We start from the raw sequence: 20336 nt of genomic DNA, 5'->3' as shown, positions 1-20336 counted from the left end.
ACCGGTTCGCCGTCCGGAAAAATCGCAAATGGGTCAGCTATTTCCGCCCTGGGGTCCCCTGCGGTCTTGCGGGCCAGCGACGAGGGCTGGCGCAATCGCGCCAGCGGGGTCAAAGCCCCTTTTTTGCTTATGGAAGGGTGATGGCGGCGCCAGCTGAGACCGGCCCCGAAGATCGAGGAAAGGCCCTCCTTCCCGCCGGGCAGCCTTGCTTGCTCAAATTCCAGGCGGCGGCGCCCCTGCGGCGACGTTGACCCGGCGCGAGGGTGGGTGCCATCCTGATTCATGGTTGGCTGAAGGCAGCGGTGTTCCGGAGATCGCGTGCCCTGCACGTGGCCGCTGCCGGCATGGGAGCGATCCTTCGCGGGATCCGGGCTCCTCGGCAGGAGCCCCGCTTCACCGCCCTTGGGATCGCCCTCCCGGCTTGATCGCCGCCGCGAGGGAGGGCCGTCCTCATGACCGCAGCTTCTCGCCATCGTCTCCTGCTTATTCTCGCCCTGATCGCGCTCGCCGTCATGGCGCTCGCGAACCGCGCTGCGGCCTCGCCGCAAATCCTGGGCATCGTCGCCAGCAACGGGCAGCCGACGCCGCTCGTCTGCAACCATGGCCGCGGCTGCCGCGCCCGCTTCTCCGCTTTCTGCCTGCAGCAGGACCGTCCCGCGCCGAGCCAGGGCACCGCCTATCGGCTGGCCGACGGGCAGGCCCTGATCCTGATCGCGACCTATCCGGACGGTCGGGTGGAACGGCAGCCGATCGGCGATCTCGTGCAGTTTCAGAGCCGCTTCGGTTTCACCTCGGTCGACGTGATGCTGCCGGCCTCCATCGGCCATACGCTCGCCACGGCAACTCTGGCGTTGGAGGTCGGCCCGGCCGCGACCCTGCTGCCGGTGGAAGCGGCCGACGATCCCGATCCGCAGACGGCCGGCGAGATCGCCGCCGCCACCGGCCCCTTGCGGACCGCGGCCGCCCGGCTCTTCGACCAGCCGGGCCCGGCCGCCGACGCCGCGCGCCTGACGACCGAGGCGATCAACGCCCTGCCGCCCGTGCATAGCGAATCGCGCCTCGGCCTCGTGCGGCTCTGGGCCAACACGATCGCCGCCGGCAAGGCTGCCGGCGCCAGCGAGGAGGGCATCGCCCAGGCCGACGCGATGTGGCAGAGCTGCGAGCTCGCCGTTTCGTCGCGCACCCGGCTTTCCATGCGCGAATGCCTGGAGCTGCGCCATACGGAGCTGATGGCGCGCACCAACCGTCAATTCTGGGACGAGACCGGCGGGTCGTAAGCAGGAAGAAAACCGGGCCGACGCCGCCCGCAACCCGCATCGAAGGAAGGAACCCCCATGAACCGCCCCCTGACGCTCGCCGGCGCCGCCCTTCTCCTGGGGCTCGCCTCGACCGCGGCCAAGGCCGAGCCGCAGGTGCTCGGCATCGTCTCGAGCCTCGAGCCCCAACCCATGAGCTGCGGCGCGAGCGGCTGCCGCGTCGAGCTCACCTCCTTCTGCCTCGAGCAGGAGCGGCACAATCCGCTGCCGGGCCAGGTCTATCTGCCGATGGAGAATGCGGATATCCGCCTGGTCGGGCAGCGCGCGGACGGCAGCAGCGTGACCCTGCCGGCAGGGCCTTATCTCCATTTCACCACCGCGCGCGGCTTCACGGCGCTCCAGGCCAGCCTCGATCCGGCGACCCTGCGGTCGCTGGGGCTCGTCGGCGCCTCGATCATGGTGGGCAAGCAGGTCTCGCTCGTTCCGGAGGCCGATGCCGCCGACCCGCAGCCGCATGCGGCCGACGAGATCGCGCTCGCGACCGGCCCCAACCGCCTCACCGCGCAGCAGTTCTATGACGATCACAGCGCCAATGCCGACGCGCTGCGCCTCAGCAACGCGATGATCAACGCGCTGCCGCAGGGCTATCACCGGGAAGACAGCGACGGCCGGATCTGGAACGCGCCGCAGGTCGCCTCGCTCGCGACCAAGATCGACCCGGCCGGCCTCGCCGAGACCGCCAAGATGCATGCCGACTGCCAGACCAAGGTCGATGTCACCCACCATGTCGACAGCATGCGCGCCTGCATGCAGGAGTCGCACGACCTGCTGTCGCTGCGGCAGAACATCGATCTGTGGAGCGCGATCGGCGGGAGCTGAGGGCGGCTCCGAGAGCATCGAGTTGCCAGTCCAGCTTGGAATCGATAAAATTTAAAGTTCAGCCCCAGACAGCATGAGTTGTTCTCCTGGCTGGACGCCTGCCGTTGGCGGGCTTCCAAATGTGCCAAGGAGGAACTTTGGTCATGCCCATTCAATATGACAATCTCGCGTGGCTGCAGGATTGGTACGCCAGCCAGTGCAATGGCACGTGGGAACACAGCTGGGGAATCAAGATCGGTAGCATCGATAACCCCGGTTGGAAGATCGACATCGAAATAAGAGACACAAGTCTCGAAGGTAAGCGCCTAGCCATCATTGATATCAATAGATCAGAAAGCGACTGGTACTATGTCGGCTGTGATGGCCAGAAATTTCACGGAGTTGGAGGCGCCAAGAACCTTGGAGATATCTTGCAAGCCTTCAAAGAGTTTGTTGATGACCGTTAGATGAGTAGAGAAAGTTACCTCGAAGGCGGCTGTCTCTGCGGCGCGGTGCGCTATCGCGTCGAGGGCGCCCCCAACTGGTCGGCGCATTGCCATTGCAACGATTGCCGGCGCGCGAGCGGGGCGCCGTTCGTGACCTATGCAGGCTTCCCGCCGGCGCGCTTTCGCTGGATCAAGGGGCAGCCGGTGCGCTTCAACTCCTCGCCGGGAGTCTTCCGCAGCTTCTGCGGCCGTTGCGGCTCGCCGCTCACCTATGAGGGCGAGCGCTGGCCGGACGAGATCCATATTCACCTGGGCACGCTCGATCATCCCGAGGCGATCCAGCCTCAGGGTCATGTTTACACGGCCCACAAGCTGCCGTGGCTGAAGCTCGCCGACGGGTTGCCCGAGGTTCCGATCCCGCCCGACGAAGCCAAGAGGAAATGAGCACAGGCCGCCTCGATAGCCCCGCCCTCGCCGTCCCGCTAAGATGCATGTAAGCGAAAGCGGGAGAGCAAATCCCATGCGAAGTTTCGTCCTGGCATTGTCGATCGCGCTGTCTGCCACCCTCGGCACGGCGTCTGCCCTCGCCGGCGGCGGGGCCGGGCAGAAGAACGATCCCTGCCTGCTGGTGACGCCGGATGAAATCGGCCAGGCGCTGCAGGACAAGGTCGGACCCGGCCAGAATAGCGGCGTGGGCGACTGCAAGTATCGCGGCGCCAGCGGCTACGGCTCCCAGGTGTCGATCCAGGTGGACGAGAATCCCGGCCGGCGCGAGTTCTTCGCGAGCCAGGCCGCGCGCGGCAACGTGCAGCACGTCGACATCGCAGATGGCGCCTTCGTCTTCGATTCCCCGGCGGGCTTCACCGCCGTGACCGTGCTCAAGGGCGAGACCATGTTCTCCCTCACCCTCAGCAAGCCCAACCTGAAGCAGCGGGCGGATGCCGCGGTGGCGCTCGCCCGGCAAGCGGCGAAGCGGCTGGGCACCGATCAAGCGGCCCATCGCGAGCCCGGGCTCGAGGCGCTGGTCGGCGAGTGGTACACCGATGCGGGCGACCCCAACCGCGGCACGCGCGAGGTCCGCCGCTGGATCATCGAGAAGGATGGCGACTGGACCATGACCATGGCCCCGGAGCATACCGGCATGATCGCCGCGCAGGACGGCCAGTGGGTGGTCGATTCCCCGCAGGAGCATTTCAGCGGCAATTACCGGCCCGACGGCAAGGACGGGCTGATCACCCAGGGCGACGTCGCGGCCGAATGGAAGCGCGTGCCGGACGGGGCGCATCCCGAAGGGGTCGATTCCGTCTTTCTCGGCATCTGGAGCCAGATCCCCTTGAGCGGCATGCAGCATGGCCCGATCGACCCCGCCATGGTCGGGCTCTGGCGCGCCGAGAGCGACAGCGACGGCGCCCATACCATCATGGTCTGGCGCATCCCGCCCGACGGCTATGCGATCCTGACCCTGATCGTCACCGTCAAGGGCGACCTCGAGGCCGATGCCGGCGCGCTCGAGGTCTCGCCCGACCATGGCGAAGATTTCAAGGCCAGCTACCAGTTCCAGGGCCGCGACGCCTTCACCACCAGCGACGACAGCGGCAGCTTCCGCTGGCAGCGCAAAGGGACGGGACTCTGGTAAAGCCGCCGCCCCGGCGCTCCCGGGAGAGTCGGCGTCGCCGCCTCGATGGCCGGGGCTGGGAAAGGCCTGTCACAATCCCCATTTAAGACGGCGGTTCAAGCGATTGCGCCAAATCGGTGGCATGCTTGAAGCCCCAGGGAATTCAGCCTAGCTTGGCCCCCATGTCAGACCTGTTGCAAAGACTCCTCGCGGAGCGACCCTTTCTGCTCGCCGACGGCGCCACCGGCACCAACCTGTTCGAGGCGGGGCTTGCCACCGGCGAGGCGCCGGAGATGTGGAACTTCGAGCATCCCGAGCGCATCGAGGCGCTGCATCAGGGCATGGTCGATGCCGGGGCCGACATCATCCTCACCAACACCTTCGGCGGCAGCCGCTACCGGCTCAAGCTGCACAAGGCGCAGGACCGGGTGGCCGAGATCAACCGCCGCGCGGTCGAGATCGCACGCAAGGTGGCCGACCGGGCCGGACGGCCCGTCGTGGTCGCGGCTTCGATCGGCCCGACCGGCGAGCTGTTCGAGCCGCTGGGACCCCTGACCCACGCCGAGGGCGTCGCCGCCTTCGCCGAGCAGGCCCGCGCCCAGGCCGAGGCCGGCGCCGACGTGCTCTGGATCGAGACCATGTCCTCGAAGGACGAGATCCGGGCCGCGGCCGAGGGTGCCGCCAGCACCGGCCTGCCCTATGTCTGCACCCTCTCCTTCGACACCAACGGCCGCACCATGATGGGGCTGATGCCGGGCGAGCATGCGCAGCTCTGCCACGGGCTGCATCCGCGCCCGCTGGCCTATGGCGCCAATTGCGGCGTGGGCGCGGCCGAGCTGGTCGCGGCCATCGTCAACATGTCGGGTGCAGCCGAAAGCAGCGACATCATCGTCGCCAAGGGCAATTGCGGCATCCCCTATTACGTCGATGGCAAGATCCGCTATGACGGCACGCCCGAGCTGATGGCCGATTATGCGCGCCTTGCGCGCGACGCCGGCGCCCGCATCATCGGCGGCTGCTGCGGCACCTCGCCCGCCCATCTGCGTTCGATGCGCGAGGCGCTCGAGAACCACACGCCGGGCCCGAAGCCGACGCTCGAGGAGATCGTCCACCGCCTCGGCCAGATCTCGCTCGGCGCCAACCAGCAGGCGAGCGGCATTCCCGCCCCAACCGATGCCGGCGAAGGCCGCCGCCGCGGCCGCCGGCGGCGCGAAGGGGCCTCGGGCGAAGGCGCGTTCTGAAGCTTTAGTTCGGGAACTTGATCGATCCGAGCATGGCCTCGACCGCCGCGCGGTCGGGCGCCGTACCGCGCCAGCAGTCATAGCCGACGATATAGCTTCCGGCACCCCCGCCACCCCCTTGGGTGTAGGAGGCGTGGGTGTATTTCAGGAAGCCGATGCAGTCGGTCGCCACCTTCCATAGATTCGACTGGAAGCGGACCATCTCGTAATCGCCGAATTCGGGTTCCCCGGCGAACTCGCTCACCTTCTCCAGCTCGTCGAACCCCTTGAGCCGGGACTCGATGCTGTCCTTGAAGAAATAGGTGTTCGGGCCCGACTTGCCGGTCTGGATATGCACCACATGGGTGCGGGCGTCGGCCATCAGCACCTGATAGTCGGCCACGATTCCGTTGATGCTGTTGCCCGGCCTCGCTTCATGCGCGCGATAGCATTCGACCCAGTCCGCGTCGGGCGCGATCAGCGGCGCGATGTTCAGCTGCTTGCAATCGACTTTCTCGAGCGGAGCCGCCAAGGCTTCGGAAGACGCCGCCAGGACCAGCAGCAGAAGGGCCGCTCCCAGGGCCCGGTGCATCGTGACAAGACATCCCATGCGGCTTTCCCCTCAATCGTCGATCGCATCCAGGGTCGCTTCGATCTGCGCCCTGTCGGGCGTTCCCTCGCGCCAGCAGTCATAGCCCGCGACATAACCCCGCGCCCCATAGGCGGTGCCGGTGGCACCGATGGTGGCGCCTCGGTATTTGAGGAAGCCGAAACATTGGGACGGCGTGTTCCAGAGCAGCGCCTGGAAACGGACGATCTGATAGCGACCGAAGCCCGGCTCGCTTTCCAGACCCTTGATCTTCTCGAGCTCGTCATAGTTCCTGAGCTTCTCGCTCACCGGAACCTTGTCGAAATAGGTGTTGGGGCCGGCGATGGTGGAGGTGAGATGCACGACATGCGTTCCGATGTCGGCGATCAGGGTTTCGATGTCGGCCGACATCTCGTCCTGGTCGAAATGCCGGCTGTAGCATTCGGTCCATTCAGCCTTGTCGGCCGGCGGGAATGCCAGGTCGAGCCGGTGGCAATCGACCTTGTCCTCGGCGAGCGCCGTGCCTGCGGCGGCCATCGCCGCCACCATCGCCAGCAAGCCAAACCCGAAGGCGCGCATCCTTCCCCTCAATCGTCGATGGCGCCCAGGGTCGCTTCGATCTGCGGGCGGTCCGGCGCTCCGCTGCGCCAGCAATCATAGCCCGCCAGCAGCGTCCCCGCCCCCATCGCCGAGCCGCCCTGGCCGATCGCGCCGCCGCCATATTTCACGAATCCGATGCAATTCACCGGCGCTTTCCAGAGGTGAGCGCTGAAGCGGATGATCTGGTAGCGCTTGAACCCCTCCTCGCTTTCGGTGCCGGCGATATCCTCGAGCTCGTCGAATTCCTTGATGATCTGGCTGACGGGCCGCTTCTGGAAATAGGTGTTCTGGCCGGTGTCGCCGCTGACCAGACGGACGACATGGCTCTTGAGATCCGTCACGATGATCTCGAAATCGACCGACAGGCCTTCGGCGCCCTCGCCCTCGGGCACGCCGGAATCATGGAGCTTGTAGCATTCGGTCCAATCGGCCTGGGCTGCGGGCGGAAATTCGAGGCTGAGCCGGCTGCAATCGACCTTCTCGTCCCCCGCGGCGTCCGCTCCGGACGCGCCGAACAGCATCACCGCCGCCGCCAAAGCGGCGCACCATCCCCCGCGCATCGCTCCCCCGCCGAGTGTCGCACGACAATGAAGATAGCCGAGCGGGCGGTGGAAGGCGATAGGAATGAATGTTTTGCCCGTTAAGCGAGCAGGGTCTCGAGCTCGGCGATGCTGGCCAGCACCCGATCGGCATGATCGGCCAGGACCTCGCGCGGACTGACGCCCGTCAAGACGCCGAGCGCCAGGCCGGCCCCGGCGGCGCGTGCCATATGCATGTCATGCGGCGTGTCGCCCACGACCGCCACGTCCCTGGCCGGCAGCTCCACCGCGCGGCAGAAGGCTTCCACCATGCCCGGCCCCGGCTTGTGGCCATGGCCGGAATCGTAGCCGCAGACGAAATCGACCAGCCCCACCAGCTCGAAGGTCTCGACCGCCGCGCGCGCGGCCGCATGGCTGTCCATGGTGGCGACGCCGATCCGGAGGCCCTTGCGCTTCAGATGACCGAACAGGACGGCAAGATCGGTCACCGGAGTGGGGCGCATCGCCATGCTCTTGGCGAAGTTGGCGTCGAAGCGGCGGGTCAGGCGCTGGACGCTCCATTCGCCGCCCGCGACCCGCGCCCAGATCTCCGCGATCTGCTGGTTGGTGCCGGCCGCCAGCGGCGAGCGCGGATCGAGGCGCCGCGTGACCTCGTCATAGCCGCTCTCGACCAGGAGCCGCAGCGCCAGCGCCTTGTCGCCGCCCGCCACCTCGTCGGCGGTCTCGAGATAGAGCGGCATCCAGGTGGCGTTGAAATCGAACAGCGTGCCGTCCTTGTCGAACAGCACGCCGCGCACCGTCGGCAACATGTTCACGTGACCCCCACCATCGCGACGGGATCGGAGCGGGCCAGATCGGTCTGCTTCAGCATGCCGCGATAGAGCTCCTGCTCGCCGACCACCCCCACCAGCTCGCCCTCGGCCCCGAGCAGCACCAGGGGCCGCAGCGTCACCTGCCGGACCATGACGGCCGCCCGCATCGGCGTGCGGGCGTTGCCGGTGACCATCACATTGCCGGCGATGCGGGCGAGATCGAGCTCGGTGCTGTAGGGCACGAACTTGCCCGGCGCGCCCGCGACCGTGAGATCGGCCGGCCGCCCGGCGGCATCGAGCCGGACGAGGCAGCGGCCCGCCCGGTCGAGCTGGATCATCGAGGGGTTGGCGGGGTCGCGCTTGAGCTCGCTCAGGGGCCGCATCAGCGTGCCGCCCTTGAGCACGGTCAGGGGGTTCATCGAGGCCACGAACTGGCGCACATAATCGTTGACGGGGTTGAGGATGATCTCCTCCGGCACGCCGAACTGCACCACCCGGCCCGCCTCCATGATGGCGATGCGGCTGCCGACCTTGAGCGCCTCGTCGAGATCGTGGCTCACGAACACGATGGTCTTGCGCAGGGAGCGCTGCAGCTCGATCAGCTCGTCCTGGAGATGCTCCCGGATCAGGGGATCGAGCGCCGAAAAAGGCTCGTCCATCAGGAGCACGTCGGCCTCGGTCGCGAAGGCGCGGGCGAGGCCGACCCGCTGCTGCATGCCGCCCGAGAGCTCGTGCGGGAACTTGTCGGCGAACTTGTCGAGCCGCACCAGCCTGATCTTCTCGTCGACGATGCGGTCGCGCTCGGCCTTGTCGAGGCCCCGGATGTCGAGCCCGAATCCCACATTGTCGCGGACCGAGAGCCAGGGCATCAGCGCGAACTGCTGGAACACCATCGAGATGCGGTTGCGGCGCATCTGGCGCAGCTTGTTCTCGTCGCAGCGCGTGACATCGACCTCGCCCCGCCCGTCATGCACCCAGATCTGGCCGCGCGAGACGCTGTTGAGGCCGTTGATGCAGCGCAGGAGCGAGGATTTGCCGGAACCCGAGAGCCCCATCAGCACCAGGATCTCGCCCTCGTTGACGAAGACCGAGGCGTCGTGCACGGCGACCAGGCTGCCGGTCCGGTCGAGGATCGCGTCGCGGCCCTCGCCCTGATCGAGGAGCGCCAGGGCGTCGGGCACCTTCGTGCCGAAGACCACGTCGACATGCTCGAAGCGGACGGCGCTGACGCCCGCGGATGCCGCGCTGTCGGCTGTCATGATCTCAGGCCTTCGGCAGCTGGAGCGAGCCGCGGCGCTGCGGTCGCTTCAGGATGCGGTCGAGCGCGATCGCCAGCACCACGATGCAGAGGCCCGCGACCACGCCGCGCGCCACGTCGGCCTGCGCCAGCGCGCGGATCACCGGCACGCCCAGCCCGTCGGCCCCGACGAGCGCCGCGATCACCACCATCGACAGCGAGAGCATGATGGTCTGGGTGACGCCCGCCATGATGGTGGGCAGCGCCGCCGGCAGCTTGACGCGTGTCAGGAGTTGCCAGCGGGTGCAGCCGAAGCTCTCGCCCGCCTCGATCAGCGGCTTCTGCACCTGGCTGATGCCGAGATAGGTCATGCGGATCGGCGCCGGCGCCACGAAGATCACGGTCGCGATCATGCCCGGCACCATGCCGAGCCCGAAGAACACCAGGGTCGGGACCAGGTAAACGAAGGTCGGGATGGTCTGCATCATGTCGAGGACCGGCGACAGGAACTGGTAGAACAGCGGCCGGCGCGCGCAGAAGATGCCGATGGGCACGCCGATCGCCAGCGACACGAAGCTCGAATAGATCACCAGCACCAGGGTCTCGACCGTGTCGGGCCAGAGCTGCTGGTTGAGGATGAAGAGCAGCCCGACCACGACGAAGCCGGTGATGGCCCAGCTGCGCTGCAGCCAATGGGCGAGGGCGGCGATGATCGCGATCAGGATGATCGCCGGCACTTCCTTCAGGAGATCCGCGGTGCCCTCGATCGGGTATTTGAGGCCGTTGGTGATGCCGTCGAACAGCCACTCGAAATTGCCGGTCAGCCAGTCCACGGCGCTCTTGGCCCAATAGCCGATCGGGACCGGCGCGCTGCCGATCCAATCGTCGATGCCCGCGATCCATTGCCAGAACCGATCCATGACCCTGTCCCCCGTTTGTCGCTTCCCGGTTTCCGCCCTCGCCCGCTCGCGGGCGAAGGCATCCGGGCCGGTGGCTTTCCCGCTTTATACCACCTTGGCGCCCGACAACGCTCCGCATGAGAAAAGCGGCGGCGCCCGACCTTGCCGGCCGAATGCCGCCGCCTTCCCGGATGAAGCCGCTGGCTTAGAGGCCGAGGCTCGTCTTCACCGCGGCCAGGCCATCTCCGCCATCGGCCGTGGTCACGCCCGCGAGCCACTTGTCGAGCACGGCGGGATTGGCCTTGAGCCAGTCCTCGGCGGCGGTTTCGCCGGACTTGCCGTTGCCGATCTCCTCCATGATCGAGGATTCCATCGGCAGGTCGAACTCGAGATTGGCGAGCAGCTTGCCGACATTCGGGCAATCGGCGCTGTAGCCGGTGCGCGTCAGGGTCTGGACCTGGGCGTCGCCGAAGCCGTCGGCCTCGAAGCCGCTCAGATACTTGATCGACATCTTGCCCATGATCGGATGCGGCGCCCAGCCGAGGAACACGATCCAGTCCTTGTTCTTCATCGCCTTCTCGGCCTGGACCAGCATGCCCTGCTCGGAGGATTCGACCAGCTTCCAGCCCTTGAGGTTGTTCTCCGGCTTGTCGATCTCGGTCTGGACGATCTTGTTGCCGTCATTGCCGGGCTCGATGCCGTAGAACTTGTGGTCGAACTTGTCGCCGTTGGCGCTCAGGTCCTTCAGATCCTTGACGCCGGCGTCATAGACATAGTCGGGAACCACGGGGCCGTAGCCGGCGCCCGGCAGGTTCGTGCGGATCAGCTCGATCGTCTTGGCGTCGAGATAGGGCTGCACGTTGGGCGCGTTCGACGGCATCCAGTTGTCGAGGAAGATGTCGAGATCCTTGTTCTTCAGGCTCTCGAGGATGACCGGCAGCGCCAGGCCTTCCTTGTCGTCATACTTGTAGCCGAGGCCCTTGAGCACGGTCCGGAACAGGCCGTTCTGGGCGAAATTGTCGGTCCAGCCGACATTGGCCAGACGCACCGTCTTGCAGGCCTCGCCCTCGGCCGCCTGGGCCTGCACGGCCAGGGTCAGGCCGAGCGCGACCGCGCCCAGCGCCAGAATTTTACGCATCGCCATGGAAGTCCGCCTCCTGTTGCCTGGGATTGCCGATGCTGTTCGATCGCCATCGGGCGGCCCAGTTGCTGTTGCCTTCGGCTCGACCCCGAGCCCGAAGGAGGGATGGAACCGGTCCGTCATTGTCCCCGAGGATACACCTCTTGGCTTGACCGATCGGTCCATTCCGGGAGGCTAGCAAGGCGTCGAGCCAGAAAAATTCCCTATCCGCGTCATGGATTTGCGCCGGAGCGGCAGACCGCGGCCCGGGCCGCGGGGTTCTACCGGGGGAGCCCGCTTCGCCGATGGTTCAGGCGCTGAGGCCCAGGCGCCGGGCCTGCTTGGCGCTGAGCGCCTGGAACACGCGGTCCGACAGCATCGCCATGAGCGCGATCGAGCCGCCGGCGATGACGCCCATGCCGAAATTCGCCATGGTCATGGAGCCGAACACCATCTGCCCCAGGTCGCGCGTGCCGACGAGGGCCGCGATCACCAGCATGGTGATGCCGAGCATGATGGTCTGGTTGAGGCCCAGCATGATCTGCGGCAGCGCGATCGGCAGGCGCACCTGCCAGAGGATTTGCCGCTCGGTGCAGCCGATCATATGCGCCGCCTCGACCACATGGCCCGGCACGCTGCGCAGGCCATGCTCGGTGTAGCGGATCGCCGGCACGATCGCGTAGGACATGATCGCCAGCAGCGCCGAGAAATCGCCGATCTTGAACAGCATGATGATCGGGATGAGATAGACGAACTGCGGCATGGTCTGGAGCGTGTCGTTGATCGGCCGCAGGACCGCGGAGACGCGATCGTTCGAGGCGGCCCAGATGCCGAGCGCCACGCCGATGACGAAGGACAGCACGACGCTGCCGATCATCAGGTAGATGCTCCACATCGCCGGCGTCCAGGCGCCGCCGATCAGCATGAAGCCCATCGACAGGAAGGCGAAGAGGCCGAGCCGCCAGCCGCCGGCCCCATAGGCGAGTGCGATCACCACGGCCATGAAGGCCGGCCAGGGCGTGCCGGTGGTGCCGAAGTAATAGAGCCCGCCCAGGATCGCGACCGGCACCAGCCCGCGCCAGCCCCAGCGCCGCCAGGCGAGGGCCGCGATCGCCAGCAGGATCGCGACATAGACCGCCGCCACGGTCGGCGACATGTCGAAGCCCCAATAATTGGCGCGCACCGAGTTCACCAGGCCGATGCGCAGGGGAAGCATGTAGAAGAACAGCGCCGCGTTCTTCACCGCGTCGAGCGCCCCGCCCCAATTGATCACGATCCAGTTGACCATGTCGTTGAGCGGCTTGGCCGGCCGGATGACCCAGCCTTCCGGCCAGTCCCGGACCGCCGGGATCACGTACTGCAGCAGCAGGCTCGCCACCAGCACGACGAGGGCGAAGGTCAGGTAGGGATGGCGCTGCCAGATCGGCCCTTCGGCCGGCAGCCGCGTCTGGCCGGCGCGCCGGCTGAAGCCGTGGCCGACGCGGTCGAGCATCATGGCCAAGAGCGCGATAACGATGCCGGCCAGCAGGCTCTGCCCGAACTCGGCCTTGCGCAGCGTCGAGATCACCTCCCAGCCGATATCGGCGAAGCCGCCGATGGTGGCCGCGATGATCACCATGCTCAAGGCCGCCATGATGCACTGGTTGAGGCCCAGCATGATGCCGGGCATGGCGGCCGGCACCTGCACCCACCAAGTGAGCTGCCGGTCGCTGCAGCCCGCCATCTGGCCGGCCTCGGTGATGTTGGGCGCCACATTGGCGACGCTGATCATCACGTTCCGCACCATCGGCGGGATGGCGAAGATGGCGCTCGCCACCAGCCCCACCACCGGCCCGTAGCCCAGGAACAGGATCAGGGGCGTGAGGTAGGAGAAGGTCGGCACCGTCTGCATCACGTCGAGGATCGGCTCGAGGACGCGGCGCACGCGCGACGAATGGGCGCCCCAGAGCCCGAGGAAGAGGCCGATCGAGGCCGAGAGCGGCACCGCGATGCCGACCAGCGCCAGCGTCACCATGCTCTCGTCCCAATAGCCGGTGACGACCATGTAGAAGAGCGAGAGGGCCGTGAACCAGGCGAGCCGCCAGCCGCCGGCGGCATGCGCCATCGCGGTCGCCGCCAGCACCACCGCGGGCCAGGGCAGCCAATGCAGCAGGCCGCGCAGCCACAGCATCGGGAATTCGAGCAGCCAGGAGAGCGCGCGGAAGACGAACTTGAACCAGCCCACCACCTCGCGCATGGAATCGTTCATCCAGGCGTCGATGGGAGCGACCCATTCCGCGGGGTATTGCAGCAGCCAGGGCCATTCGCCCCGCAGCAGGAAGCAGATCAGGCAAAAGGCGAAGATCCCCGCCCAGACCAGGGCCCAGCCATCGATGCGCTTGGTCGCGGCGGCCGGCAGGCCGCCCGTGCCTGCCACCGCCGTCATCGCGCCGCCGTCCCCTCCGCCACCGCCGCTTCCGCCGCCAGCGCCGCGAGCACGCCCTGGGCCGTAATGTGGCCGCGGACCTCGCCGCTCTCGTCGGTACAGGCGAGCGCCTCCACCGCGCTCTCGAAGCGCGGGATCACCATCTCGAGCGAGAGATGCATCGGTACCGTGCCGCCGATCTCGACCTCGGACGCCACCGGCGTCATCACGTCCTGCGCCGTGATGACCTTCACGCGCGGCACGTCGCGGGTGAACTCGGCGACATAGGCATCGGCGGGACGGGTCACGACCTCGGACGGGGTCCCGATCTGGACCACGGCGCCGTCCTTCATGATGGCGATCCGGTCGCCGAGCCTGAGGGCCTCGAGGAAATCGTGGGTGATGAAGACGATGGTCTTGTGCAGGAGCTTCTGCAGCCGCAGGAACTCGTCCTGCATCTGCCGGCGGATCAGGGGGTCGAGCGCCGAAAAGGGCTCGTCGAGGAACCAGAGCTCGGGCTCGACCGCGAGGCTGCGGGCGATGCCGACGCGCTGCTGCTGGCCGCCCGAAAGCTGGCTCGGATAGCTGCGCTCGCGGCCCTTGAGGCCCACCAGCTCCAGCATCTCGGCCGCGCGCTGCAGGCGCGCCTGCGGCGCCATCCCCTGCACCTTCAGCGGGAAGGCGACATTGTCGATGACGTTGAGATGCGGCATGAGCCCGAAATTCTGGAACACCATGCCCATCTTGTGGCGGCGGATGTCGGTCAGGGCCTCGCGCGAGGCTTTGAGCAGATCGGCGCCGTTGAAGAAGACATGGCCCGCCGTCGGCTCCACCAGGCGCGAGAGGCAGCGCACGATGGTGGATTTGCCGGAGCCCGAGAGCCCCATGATGATGAAGATCTCGCCCTGGTGCACGTCGAAGGAGGCGTCGCCCACCGCCACCACATGGCCGCTGTCGCGGATCTGGCGCGCCTGCTGGGCGGCGTCCGCGACCTTGCCTTCGCGATCCGGGAAAAAGCTGTCGGCATTCGCGCCGTAGACCTTCCACAGGTTACGGCAGGAAAGCTTGACCTCACGCGCCATGCTTCTCGACTTCCGGGGGCTGGAAAATCAGAGGGGCCGGACCTTGCCGATCCGGCCCCTCCAGAACGTCAAGCGATCAGCTGCCGGCCAGGGCCGCGTCCATCTGCGGCTTCCACTTGGCCTCGTTCTGATCGACCCATTCCTTCACCACCGCCTCGAGATCCTTGCCCTCGGCGTCGATCTTGTGGATCAGCGGGATCTGATCGTCGGCCGAGAAGGTGAAGGACTTGAGGAAGCGATAGGCTGCCGGCCATTTGTCCTTCATGCCGGCCCAGGCCACCTTGAAGGTGATCGGCGTGTCGACGAAGCAGTCGCCGGTCACGTCCGGGAACGGTCCCGCCTTCGGGTCGTTCATGCAGGCTTCGCTGTAGGGCGGCAGATCGACCTTGTGCAGGTCCATCTCGGCGAAGATCCAGTGCGGCGTCCAGAACATCATGACGAGCGGCTCTTTCTTCGCGTAAGCCGCCTTCATCTCCGCCACCAGCGCGCCCTCGCTACCACCCGGCACTGACACGAAGGGCAGCTTCAGCGCCTTGAGGATCTCGACGTTGCGCGCGCCCCAATCGAGCGGATAATCGAGTAGCCGGCCTTGCGGGAAGGTTTCGGGCGTCGAGAACAGCTCGGCGCATTTCGCGAACGCCTTCCAGTCCGGAAGGCCCGGGCATTTCTCCTCGACATAGGCCGGGTAGTACCAGCCCTCGCCCGCCACCAGCCCGAGCTTGCCGAGATCCTCGACCTTGCCCGTGGCGCTCGCGGCCTTGTAGGCGTCGCCCACGTTGTTCGACCAGATTTCGAGGCTCGCGGTGACGGTCCCGTCCTGGATCGCCTCGAACTGCGGCAGATAGCCTGCGACCGTGTATTCGACGTTGTAGCCCATCTTCTTCAGCACCTCGCCCGCCACATAGGTGGTGATGTGCTGCCCGGTCCACTCATTGATGGCGAGCTTGATCGTGTCCTTGCTCTCGGGCACCGCCGCTTGCGCCGATGCGCCCGCCATCAGGGCGGCCGTGAGGGCCGCCGCCCCTAGAATCCGGGTGAAAAACCTGCGATCCATCTCGAATGCCTCCCAGCATCTTGCCGAAACTGTTTGTGATTCTTGTCTTCCCGCCTCGCCGTCGAGGGCGCTGGCGGTGCCGGTTGTCTGAGGGCCGGCCCTCAGACTCTATACACGGAGGACAAGCGCCCGCAAGCAAGCCGCTGGCGAATCTATTGGTTTTTTAATCCTGCACCGGTTGAGAAAGGCCAGCGGCAAGCGGACCGCTCCCGATCCTGACCTCTCGGGCAGCATCGGATCGATCAAGCCGAGGCGGGCTGGGTCGCCTTGGCCATCGTGCCCGACAGCAGCGTGTCGATCAGGCCGGCACTCAGGATCAGGAGACCGCCGAGGATTTCGCGCCAACCGAAGGGCTCGTCGGTCAGGAGCGCCGCGGTGGCCGCCCCCACCAGCGCCTCGCCCATCAGCAGGATGCCGACGCGACCGGGATCCAGGCGCTTGGTTCCCCACATCAGCAGGAGCTGCGCCGGCACCCACAGGAGCGGCCCCAGCAGGACGATCCAGGGCAAGGAGCGCGTGATGTCCGCCATGCCCGGCACGTGATCGAGAAGCGCGGCCGGCATGACGAGCAACGGCACCAGCACCGCCGTCACCAGGCCGACGGCGAAGAAGGAGAAGCTCGAATCGTAGGGCGGGATCTCCTCGCGCTTGCGCAGCAGCACCGCCGCCAGCGCCCAGAGCACGCCCGAGCAAAGCGCCAGCCAGTCGCCCAGCCGCTGCGGGATCGGCAGCCAGCTCCCGGCACCCAGCACGATCGCGAGCCCCGCGAATCCCAGCACGATCGTGACGATCCTGGAGCCCGTGATCGGCTGGCCGAGGAAGAAGCGCGCCAGCAGCGTGCTCCAGATCGGCGTCAGATAGAACAGCAGCATCACATGGACGACATCGGAGATCATCACGCCGTTGTTGTAGAGATTGAAGGCTGCCCCGCCGAACAGCCCCATCAGCAGCAGGGACCAGCTCGGCCGCGTCCGGCGCATCCGCCAGATCGCCAGCGGCAGCATGACGAGCACCGCCGCGGCACCGGCGCCGATGTTGCCCCAGGGACCGACCAGGCCCGTGGTCTCCAGATGACGCAGCGGAATCCAGAGCGCTCCCCAGACGCAGCCGGCGAGCGCGACAGCCAGGGCCGCCAAGGCCGTTTCCCGCGCGGGTGCCACGGATCAGCCCGCCGGTTTCTTGTTTGACGGGCGGGCGCTGCCAGCCGCTAGACTGTCGGGATGCTGACGATCAATCCCCGCTCCTTCTATCCCGAGGGGCCGCTCTGGCATCAGGGGCGGCTCTTCTATGTCGAGTATTCGCAAGACCGCGTGATGTGCTGGGACGGCAGCCGCAATTTCCCCGTCTGGCAGGCGTCCGGCAGCGGGCCCTGCGCGCTCCTGCCGGCCGAGGGCGACAGCCTCTGGGTCGCCTGCTACCAGGGGGACCGGCTGGAGCGGATCGGTCTCGACGGGCGGAGCCTCGAGCGCATCGAGCCGCAGCCCGCGGATCAGGGCTTCGGCGGCCCGAACGACATGACGGGCGATGGCGAGGGCGGCTTCTTTTTCACCGGCTCCGGCCGCTTCGACATCGCCGCCCCCGCGACGGGGCGCGTCTTCCATCTCTCGCGCGACCGCAAGCTGCGCTGCGTCGCGCGCGATATCCGTTTCGCCAACGGCATCGCGCTCTCGCCGGACCGGCGGCGTCTCTTCGTCAACGCCCATCTCGGCAAGGAGCTGCTGGTCTTCGAGCATCGGCCCGATCATGGCCTGGACGGCGGCCGACGCTTCCTTCATCTGCCCGACCTGCTGCCCGAGCCCGCCTTCGCCAACGGCTATACGGGCGGCGACGGCCTCAAGATCGACCGGGCGGGCCGGCTCTATATCTGCCAGTTCGGCGCTGCGCGCATCCTGATCTGCGATCCCGACGGCCGGCTCGTCACGGCGCTCGCCATACCCGACCGCGACGTCACCAACATCGGATTCGGCCCGGACGAAGCGACCCTGTTCGTGACGGCCGTCAGCGATTCCTGGACCGAGCCCTATCCCGGCTCCGTCTATCGGTTCGCCAATCCGGTGACCCCATCCGCACATGGGCGCCAGTGAACCGATTTTCCCGGCACTTGTCCAACCGGCGGATGGGTGCCTCGGGATACCGGCGGGAGCAAGGCCGGCCGATCAGAATCCGGATTTGATCTTCTCGAACTGATCCGCGAGCTTTTGCTGCAGCTCGACGCCGATGCCGGCCTGGAACAGGCTGTTGGTCATGAAGCGCTCGAGATCGTCATAGCCGAAGCGGGCGACGGCGGCCTTGTCGGCGACCGCGAACGATTTGCCGTTCGAGTGGCCGTAGCCCCAGGCCTCGAGGATGTATTTGCCGGCGCTCGGATCGAGCAGCGCGTTGAGATAGTCATAGGCCAGATCCTTCGAGCCCGGCCCGTCGACCATGTCGACATAGCCGCAGACCCAGGTGCTGGCCCCGGCCTTGGGACCTGTCACCGCCTCGACCGGCACGCCATTGCCCTGCCCCGCCGTCACGGACTGGTTCCAGGCCCAGGCGGCGACGATCTCGCCCGAGGCGATCGACTGATCGAGCTGGGTCGGGTCGGTCCAGTAGAACTTCTGGTTGTCCCGCACCTTCGCGAGATAGTCGCTCGCCTGCTGGAACTTCGCGGGATCGTTCAGGTCCTCGAACTTCTGCATGCCGAGCGCCAGCATCGCCAGCGCATAGGCATCGTCCACGGAGCCCGAGACGGCGATGCGGCCCTTGTATCGGGGGTTGGTGAAGATATCGAGCGTGCGGTCGGCTTCCGGCACCTGGTCGGTGCGCACGATCAGGAGGGCGTTGCCCCAGTCGAACGGCACCATCCAGACCTTGCCGTCCTGGACCACGCCGGGCAGTTCCTTCAGCGCGGGGATGATGTCGTTCCAGGCGGCGATGCGCGCGGTGTCGATCGGCTGGATCAGACCGGCCTCCCGCCACTTGGCCGCGGTGGTGAGGCAGGGATGGGCGAGATCGGCCTTGAAGCCGGCGCGCGCCTTCTGGAAGCCTTCATCGTCGTCGGCGAAGAAGGTGAAGCTCGGCGGCGTGCTGTACCGGGCCGTATAGGCCTGATGGAAGTTCGGATCGTCATAGCCGGCCCAGTCAAACACCGTCAGGCCGTCGGCCGCCTGCAGCGCCGGCGCCATGATCGAGGCCGCCAGCAGCGCCGCCGCTCCTGTCAGCATCCCGCGACGTCCGATCCGCTTCGCCATCCTTTCCTCCCTTCCGTGAACGGCCCCGGATCAAGGTCGGCGCGGTCACGCCCGACTCGGATGCCAAGAGCCCTGCTTCTTCTTTGCCACTGAGCTTTTCATGGGGTCCGATCCCTTCCTATGGACCCTTTCGGGCCTATCACCGACAATCCGCCTGCAGCGCCATGCTGATCCGGTGCATGACGCGGGTCCGCCACGAAAGTCTTCGCTGCGCCCAATGGCCAGAGCTCACCTCAGCCGCCGTTCCAAGATCGCCAGACCGAAGCGACGGGCCGGCGCCGCGACGGATCTCGATGGCCTCGGCACGGTGGCCGCTTCCATCGCCACCGCGGATTTCTATCCTCGCCTGATGCAGACGGTCGCCCGGCGGCTCGAGGCCGACCTCGCCATGGTCATGCGCTATTCGCGCCACAGCGCACCCGACTATGTCGCGCATGACGACTTGGAGCCGGAGCATATGGAGCTCTATCGCGGCGGCCTCTACCGCGTCGATCCGGTCTACCGGCTCTGCCGCAACGACGAGCCCCGCGGCGTCTACACGCTCGACGACGTGACCACGCCGGCCGAACGTTCCGGCGACTATTTCAACATCTTCCTCGCGCTCACCGGCATGGCGGACGACCTGGTGGTGCTGTTCCCCGGGCCGGCCGGCACGAGCATCGGGCTCGCCTACGAGCGCAAGACGCCGTTCCGGCCGGCGGAGGTGGCGCGGCTGCGGCAGATCTTTCCGCTGCTCGAAGGGCTGCAGGCCGCGCATGAACGGTTGATGCTGGCGAAGCTCGCGAGCCTGGAGCGATCGCCCGACAAGCCGATCCGCATCGTCGATCACCGGGGCCGGGGCGTGTTCGAGAGCAAGAGCTGGCAGCGCGCGCTGATCGACCATCCGGGCGCCGCCGCCCGGCTGTCGGCGCTCGACGGCGAGGCGCCCGCGAGCCTCGAGCTGGCCGCGGGCCTCGTGCTTCACGCCGAGCCGCTCGATGCGGGCTTCGCGCTGGCGCCCAACGGCCGCCTCCTCATGCTCGAGACGGCCGATGACGGGCTGCCGCCGCTCGATTACGGCCAGGCGACGAGCCGCTTCCTCGAAGACCGGCTGACGCCGCGCGAGCGCGACATCGTCGGGCTGATGCTCCTTGGCTATCCCACGCTCAAGGTGGCCGAGCGCCTCGGCCTCAGCGTGAATACCGTGAAGAACCACAAGAAGCGGCTCTACGCCAAGCTCGACATCACCACCGAGCGCGAGCTGTTCCTCAACTTCGTGTCCCATTTGTTCGGGCAGCGGTAGGGTATGCGTGCCGCAACCCTTCAACCGTCATCCCCGCGAAAGCGGGGATCTATCTTGATGCAGCGCGCCGGGCTTCGAAGTGGATCCCCG

General features: G+C 67.1%; 20 protein-coding genes. 8 read left to right on the top strand and 12 right to left on the bottom strand.

Annotation, left to right across the window (positions count from 1 at the left end):
- Window positions 1-452 precede the first annotated feature (452 nt).
- From FRZ61_RS07920 to bmt, 6 genes are all read left to right on the top strand, one after another.
- A complete protein-coding gene (locus tag FRZ61_RS07920; RefSeq protein WP_151116364.1) occupies window positions 453-1277 on the top strand; it encodes a hypothetical protein in 825 nt (274 codons plus the stop codon).
- Between the two features lie 57 nt (window positions 1278-1334).
- Window positions 1335-2135, top strand: coding sequence for a hypothetical protein (locus FRZ61_RS07915; protein WP_151116363.1), 801 nt, complete (start codon window positions 1335-1337; stop codon window positions 2133-2135).
- A 143-nt stretch (window positions 2136-2278) separates the two neighbouring features.
- Window positions 2279-2581 (top strand): immunity 53 family protein, encoded by a 303-nt coding sequence (locus FRZ61_RS07910; protein ID WP_151116361.1) that lies wholly within the window; start codon window positions 2279-2281, stop codon window positions 2579-2581.
- Entirely contained in the window at window positions 2582-3004 is a 423-nt protein-coding gene (locus tag FRZ61_RS07905; protein ID WP_151116359.1) for a GFA family protein, read from the top strand. It abuts the gene before it with no gap.
- 76 nt (window positions 3005-3080) lie between these two features.
- The gene (locus FRZ61_RS07900; RefSeq protein WP_151116357.1) at window positions 3081-4196 is read left to right on the top strand and encodes a hypothetical protein; all 1116 of its coding nucleotides are present in this window, start codon (window positions 3081-3083) and stop codon (window positions 4194-4196) included.
- Between the two features lie 161 nt (window positions 4197-4357).
- The gene (gene bmt / locus FRZ61_RS07895) at window positions 4358-5416 is read left to right on the top strand and encodes a betaine--homocysteine S-methyltransferase (RefSeq protein ID WP_191909351.1); all 1059 of its coding nucleotides are present in this window, start codon (window positions 4358-4360) and stop codon (window positions 5414-5416) included.
- A gap of 4 nt (window positions 5417-5420) precedes the next feature.
- Here the strand turns inward: bmt and FRZ61_RS07890 are convergent, their stop codons facing one another.
- The 11 genes from FRZ61_RS07890 to FRZ61_RS07840 all read right to left on the bottom strand — a co-directional run bounded on the left by FRZ61_RS07890 (window position 5421) and on the right by FRZ61_RS07840 (window position 16867).
- Window positions 5421-6005 carry a hypothetical protein gene (locus FRZ61_RS07890; protein ID WP_151116353.1) on the bottom strand — a complete coding sequence of 195 codons (585 nt, stop codon included), beginning with the start codon at window positions 6003-6005 and terminating at the stop codon, window positions 5421-5423.
- A gap of 12 nt (window positions 6006-6017) precedes the next feature.
- The gene (locus FRZ61_RS07885; RefSeq protein WP_151116351.1) at window positions 6018-6563 is read right to left on the bottom strand and encodes a hypothetical protein; all 546 of its coding nucleotides are present in this window, start codon (window positions 6561-6563) and stop codon (window positions 6018-6020) included.
- Between the two features lie 8 nt (window positions 6564-6571).
- Window positions 6572-7144 (bottom strand): hypothetical protein, encoded by a 573-nt coding sequence (locus FRZ61_RS07880; protein ID WP_151116349.1) that lies wholly within the window; start codon window positions 7142-7144, stop codon window positions 6572-6574.
- Window positions 7145-7224: 80 nt separating this feature from the next.
- Entirely contained in the window at window positions 7225-7932 is a 708-nt protein-coding gene (locus FRZ61_RS07875) for an HAD family hydrolase (RefSeq protein WP_151120750.1), read from the bottom strand.
- A gap of 2 nt (window positions 7933-7934) precedes the next feature.
- Window positions 7935-9194: a choline ABC transporter ATP-binding protein gene (gene choV, locus FRZ61_RS07870; protein ID WP_151116347.1), complete on the bottom strand. Its 1260-nt coding sequence runs from the start codon at window positions 9192-9194 to the stop codon at window positions 7935-7937.
- A 4-nt stretch (window positions 9195-9198) separates the two neighbouring features.
- Window positions 9199-10092 carry a choline ABC transporter permease subunit gene (gene choW / locus FRZ61_RS07865; RefSeq protein WP_151116345.1) on the bottom strand — a complete coding sequence of 298 codons (894 nt, stop codon included), beginning with the start codon at window positions 10090-10092 and terminating at the stop codon, window positions 9199-9201.
- A 184-nt stretch (window positions 10093-10276) separates the two neighbouring features.
- Window positions 10277-11215 (bottom strand): glycine betaine ABC transporter substrate-binding protein, encoded by a 939-nt coding sequence (locus FRZ61_RS07860; protein ID WP_225309175.1) that lies wholly within the window; start codon window positions 11213-11215, stop codon window positions 10277-10279.
- 286 nt (window positions 11216-11501) lie between these two features.
- Window positions 11502-13616, bottom strand: a complete 2115-nt coding sequence (locus tag FRZ61_RS07855; RefSeq protein WP_151116343.1) for an ABC transporter permease — start codon at window positions 13614-13616, stop codon at window positions 11502-11504.
- Complete coding sequence (locus FRZ61_RS07850) at window positions 13613-14677, bottom strand: quaternary amine ABC transporter ATP-binding protein (protein WP_151116341.1); 1065 nt, start codon at window positions 14675-14677, stop codon at window positions 13613-13615. The genes FRZ61_RS07855 and FRZ61_RS07850 overlap by 4 nt, the downstream gene beginning before the upstream one ends.
- Window positions 14678-14753: 76 nt before the next feature.
- Entirely contained in the window at window positions 14754-15731 is a 978-nt protein-coding gene (locus FRZ61_RS07845) for an ABC transporter substrate-binding protein (protein ID WP_151116339.1), read from the bottom strand.
- A 242-nt stretch (window positions 15732-15973) separates the two neighbouring features.
- A complete protein-coding gene (locus FRZ61_RS07840; protein WP_191909350.1) occupies window positions 15974-16867 on the bottom strand; it encodes a DMT family transporter in 894 nt (297 codons plus the stop codon).
- Window positions 16868-16951: 84 nt separating this feature from the next.
- Between FRZ61_RS07840 and FRZ61_RS07835 the strand changes: the two genes are divergently transcribed.
- Window positions 16952-17815: an SMP-30/gluconolactonase/LRE family protein gene (locus FRZ61_RS07835; RefSeq protein WP_151116335.1), complete on the top strand. Its 864-nt coding sequence runs from the start codon at window positions 16952-16954 to the stop codon at window positions 17813-17815.
- 72 nt (window positions 17816-17887) lie between these two features.
- On the opposite strand, the gene FRZ61_RS07830 is transcribed toward FRZ61_RS07835, so the two are convergent.
- The gene (locus FRZ61_RS07830; protein WP_225309174.1) at window positions 17888-18964 is read right to left on the bottom strand and encodes an ABC transporter substrate-binding protein; all 1077 of its coding nucleotides are present in this window, start codon (window positions 18962-18964) and stop codon (window positions 17888-17890) included.
- Between the two features lie 217 nt (window positions 18965-19181).
- On the opposite strand from FRZ61_RS07830, the gene FRZ61_RS26590 reads away from it, so the two are divergent.
- Window positions 19182-20246, top strand: coding sequence for a response regulator transcription factor (locus tag FRZ61_RS26590; protein WP_225309173.1), 1065 nt, complete (start codon window positions 19182-19184; stop codon window positions 20244-20246).
- The last annotated feature ends 90 nt before the right edge of the window (window positions 20247-20336 follow it).

The sequence above is a fragment of the Hypericibacter adhaerens genome (assembly GCF_008728835.1).
GTDB classification, from domain to species: Bacteria; Pseudomonadota; Alphaproteobacteria; order Dongiales; family Dongiaceae; genus Hypericibacter; species Hypericibacter adhaerens.
Note: the sequence above shows the minus strand (reverse complement) of the source record. Positions and strands in the feature narration are given on the sequence as shown.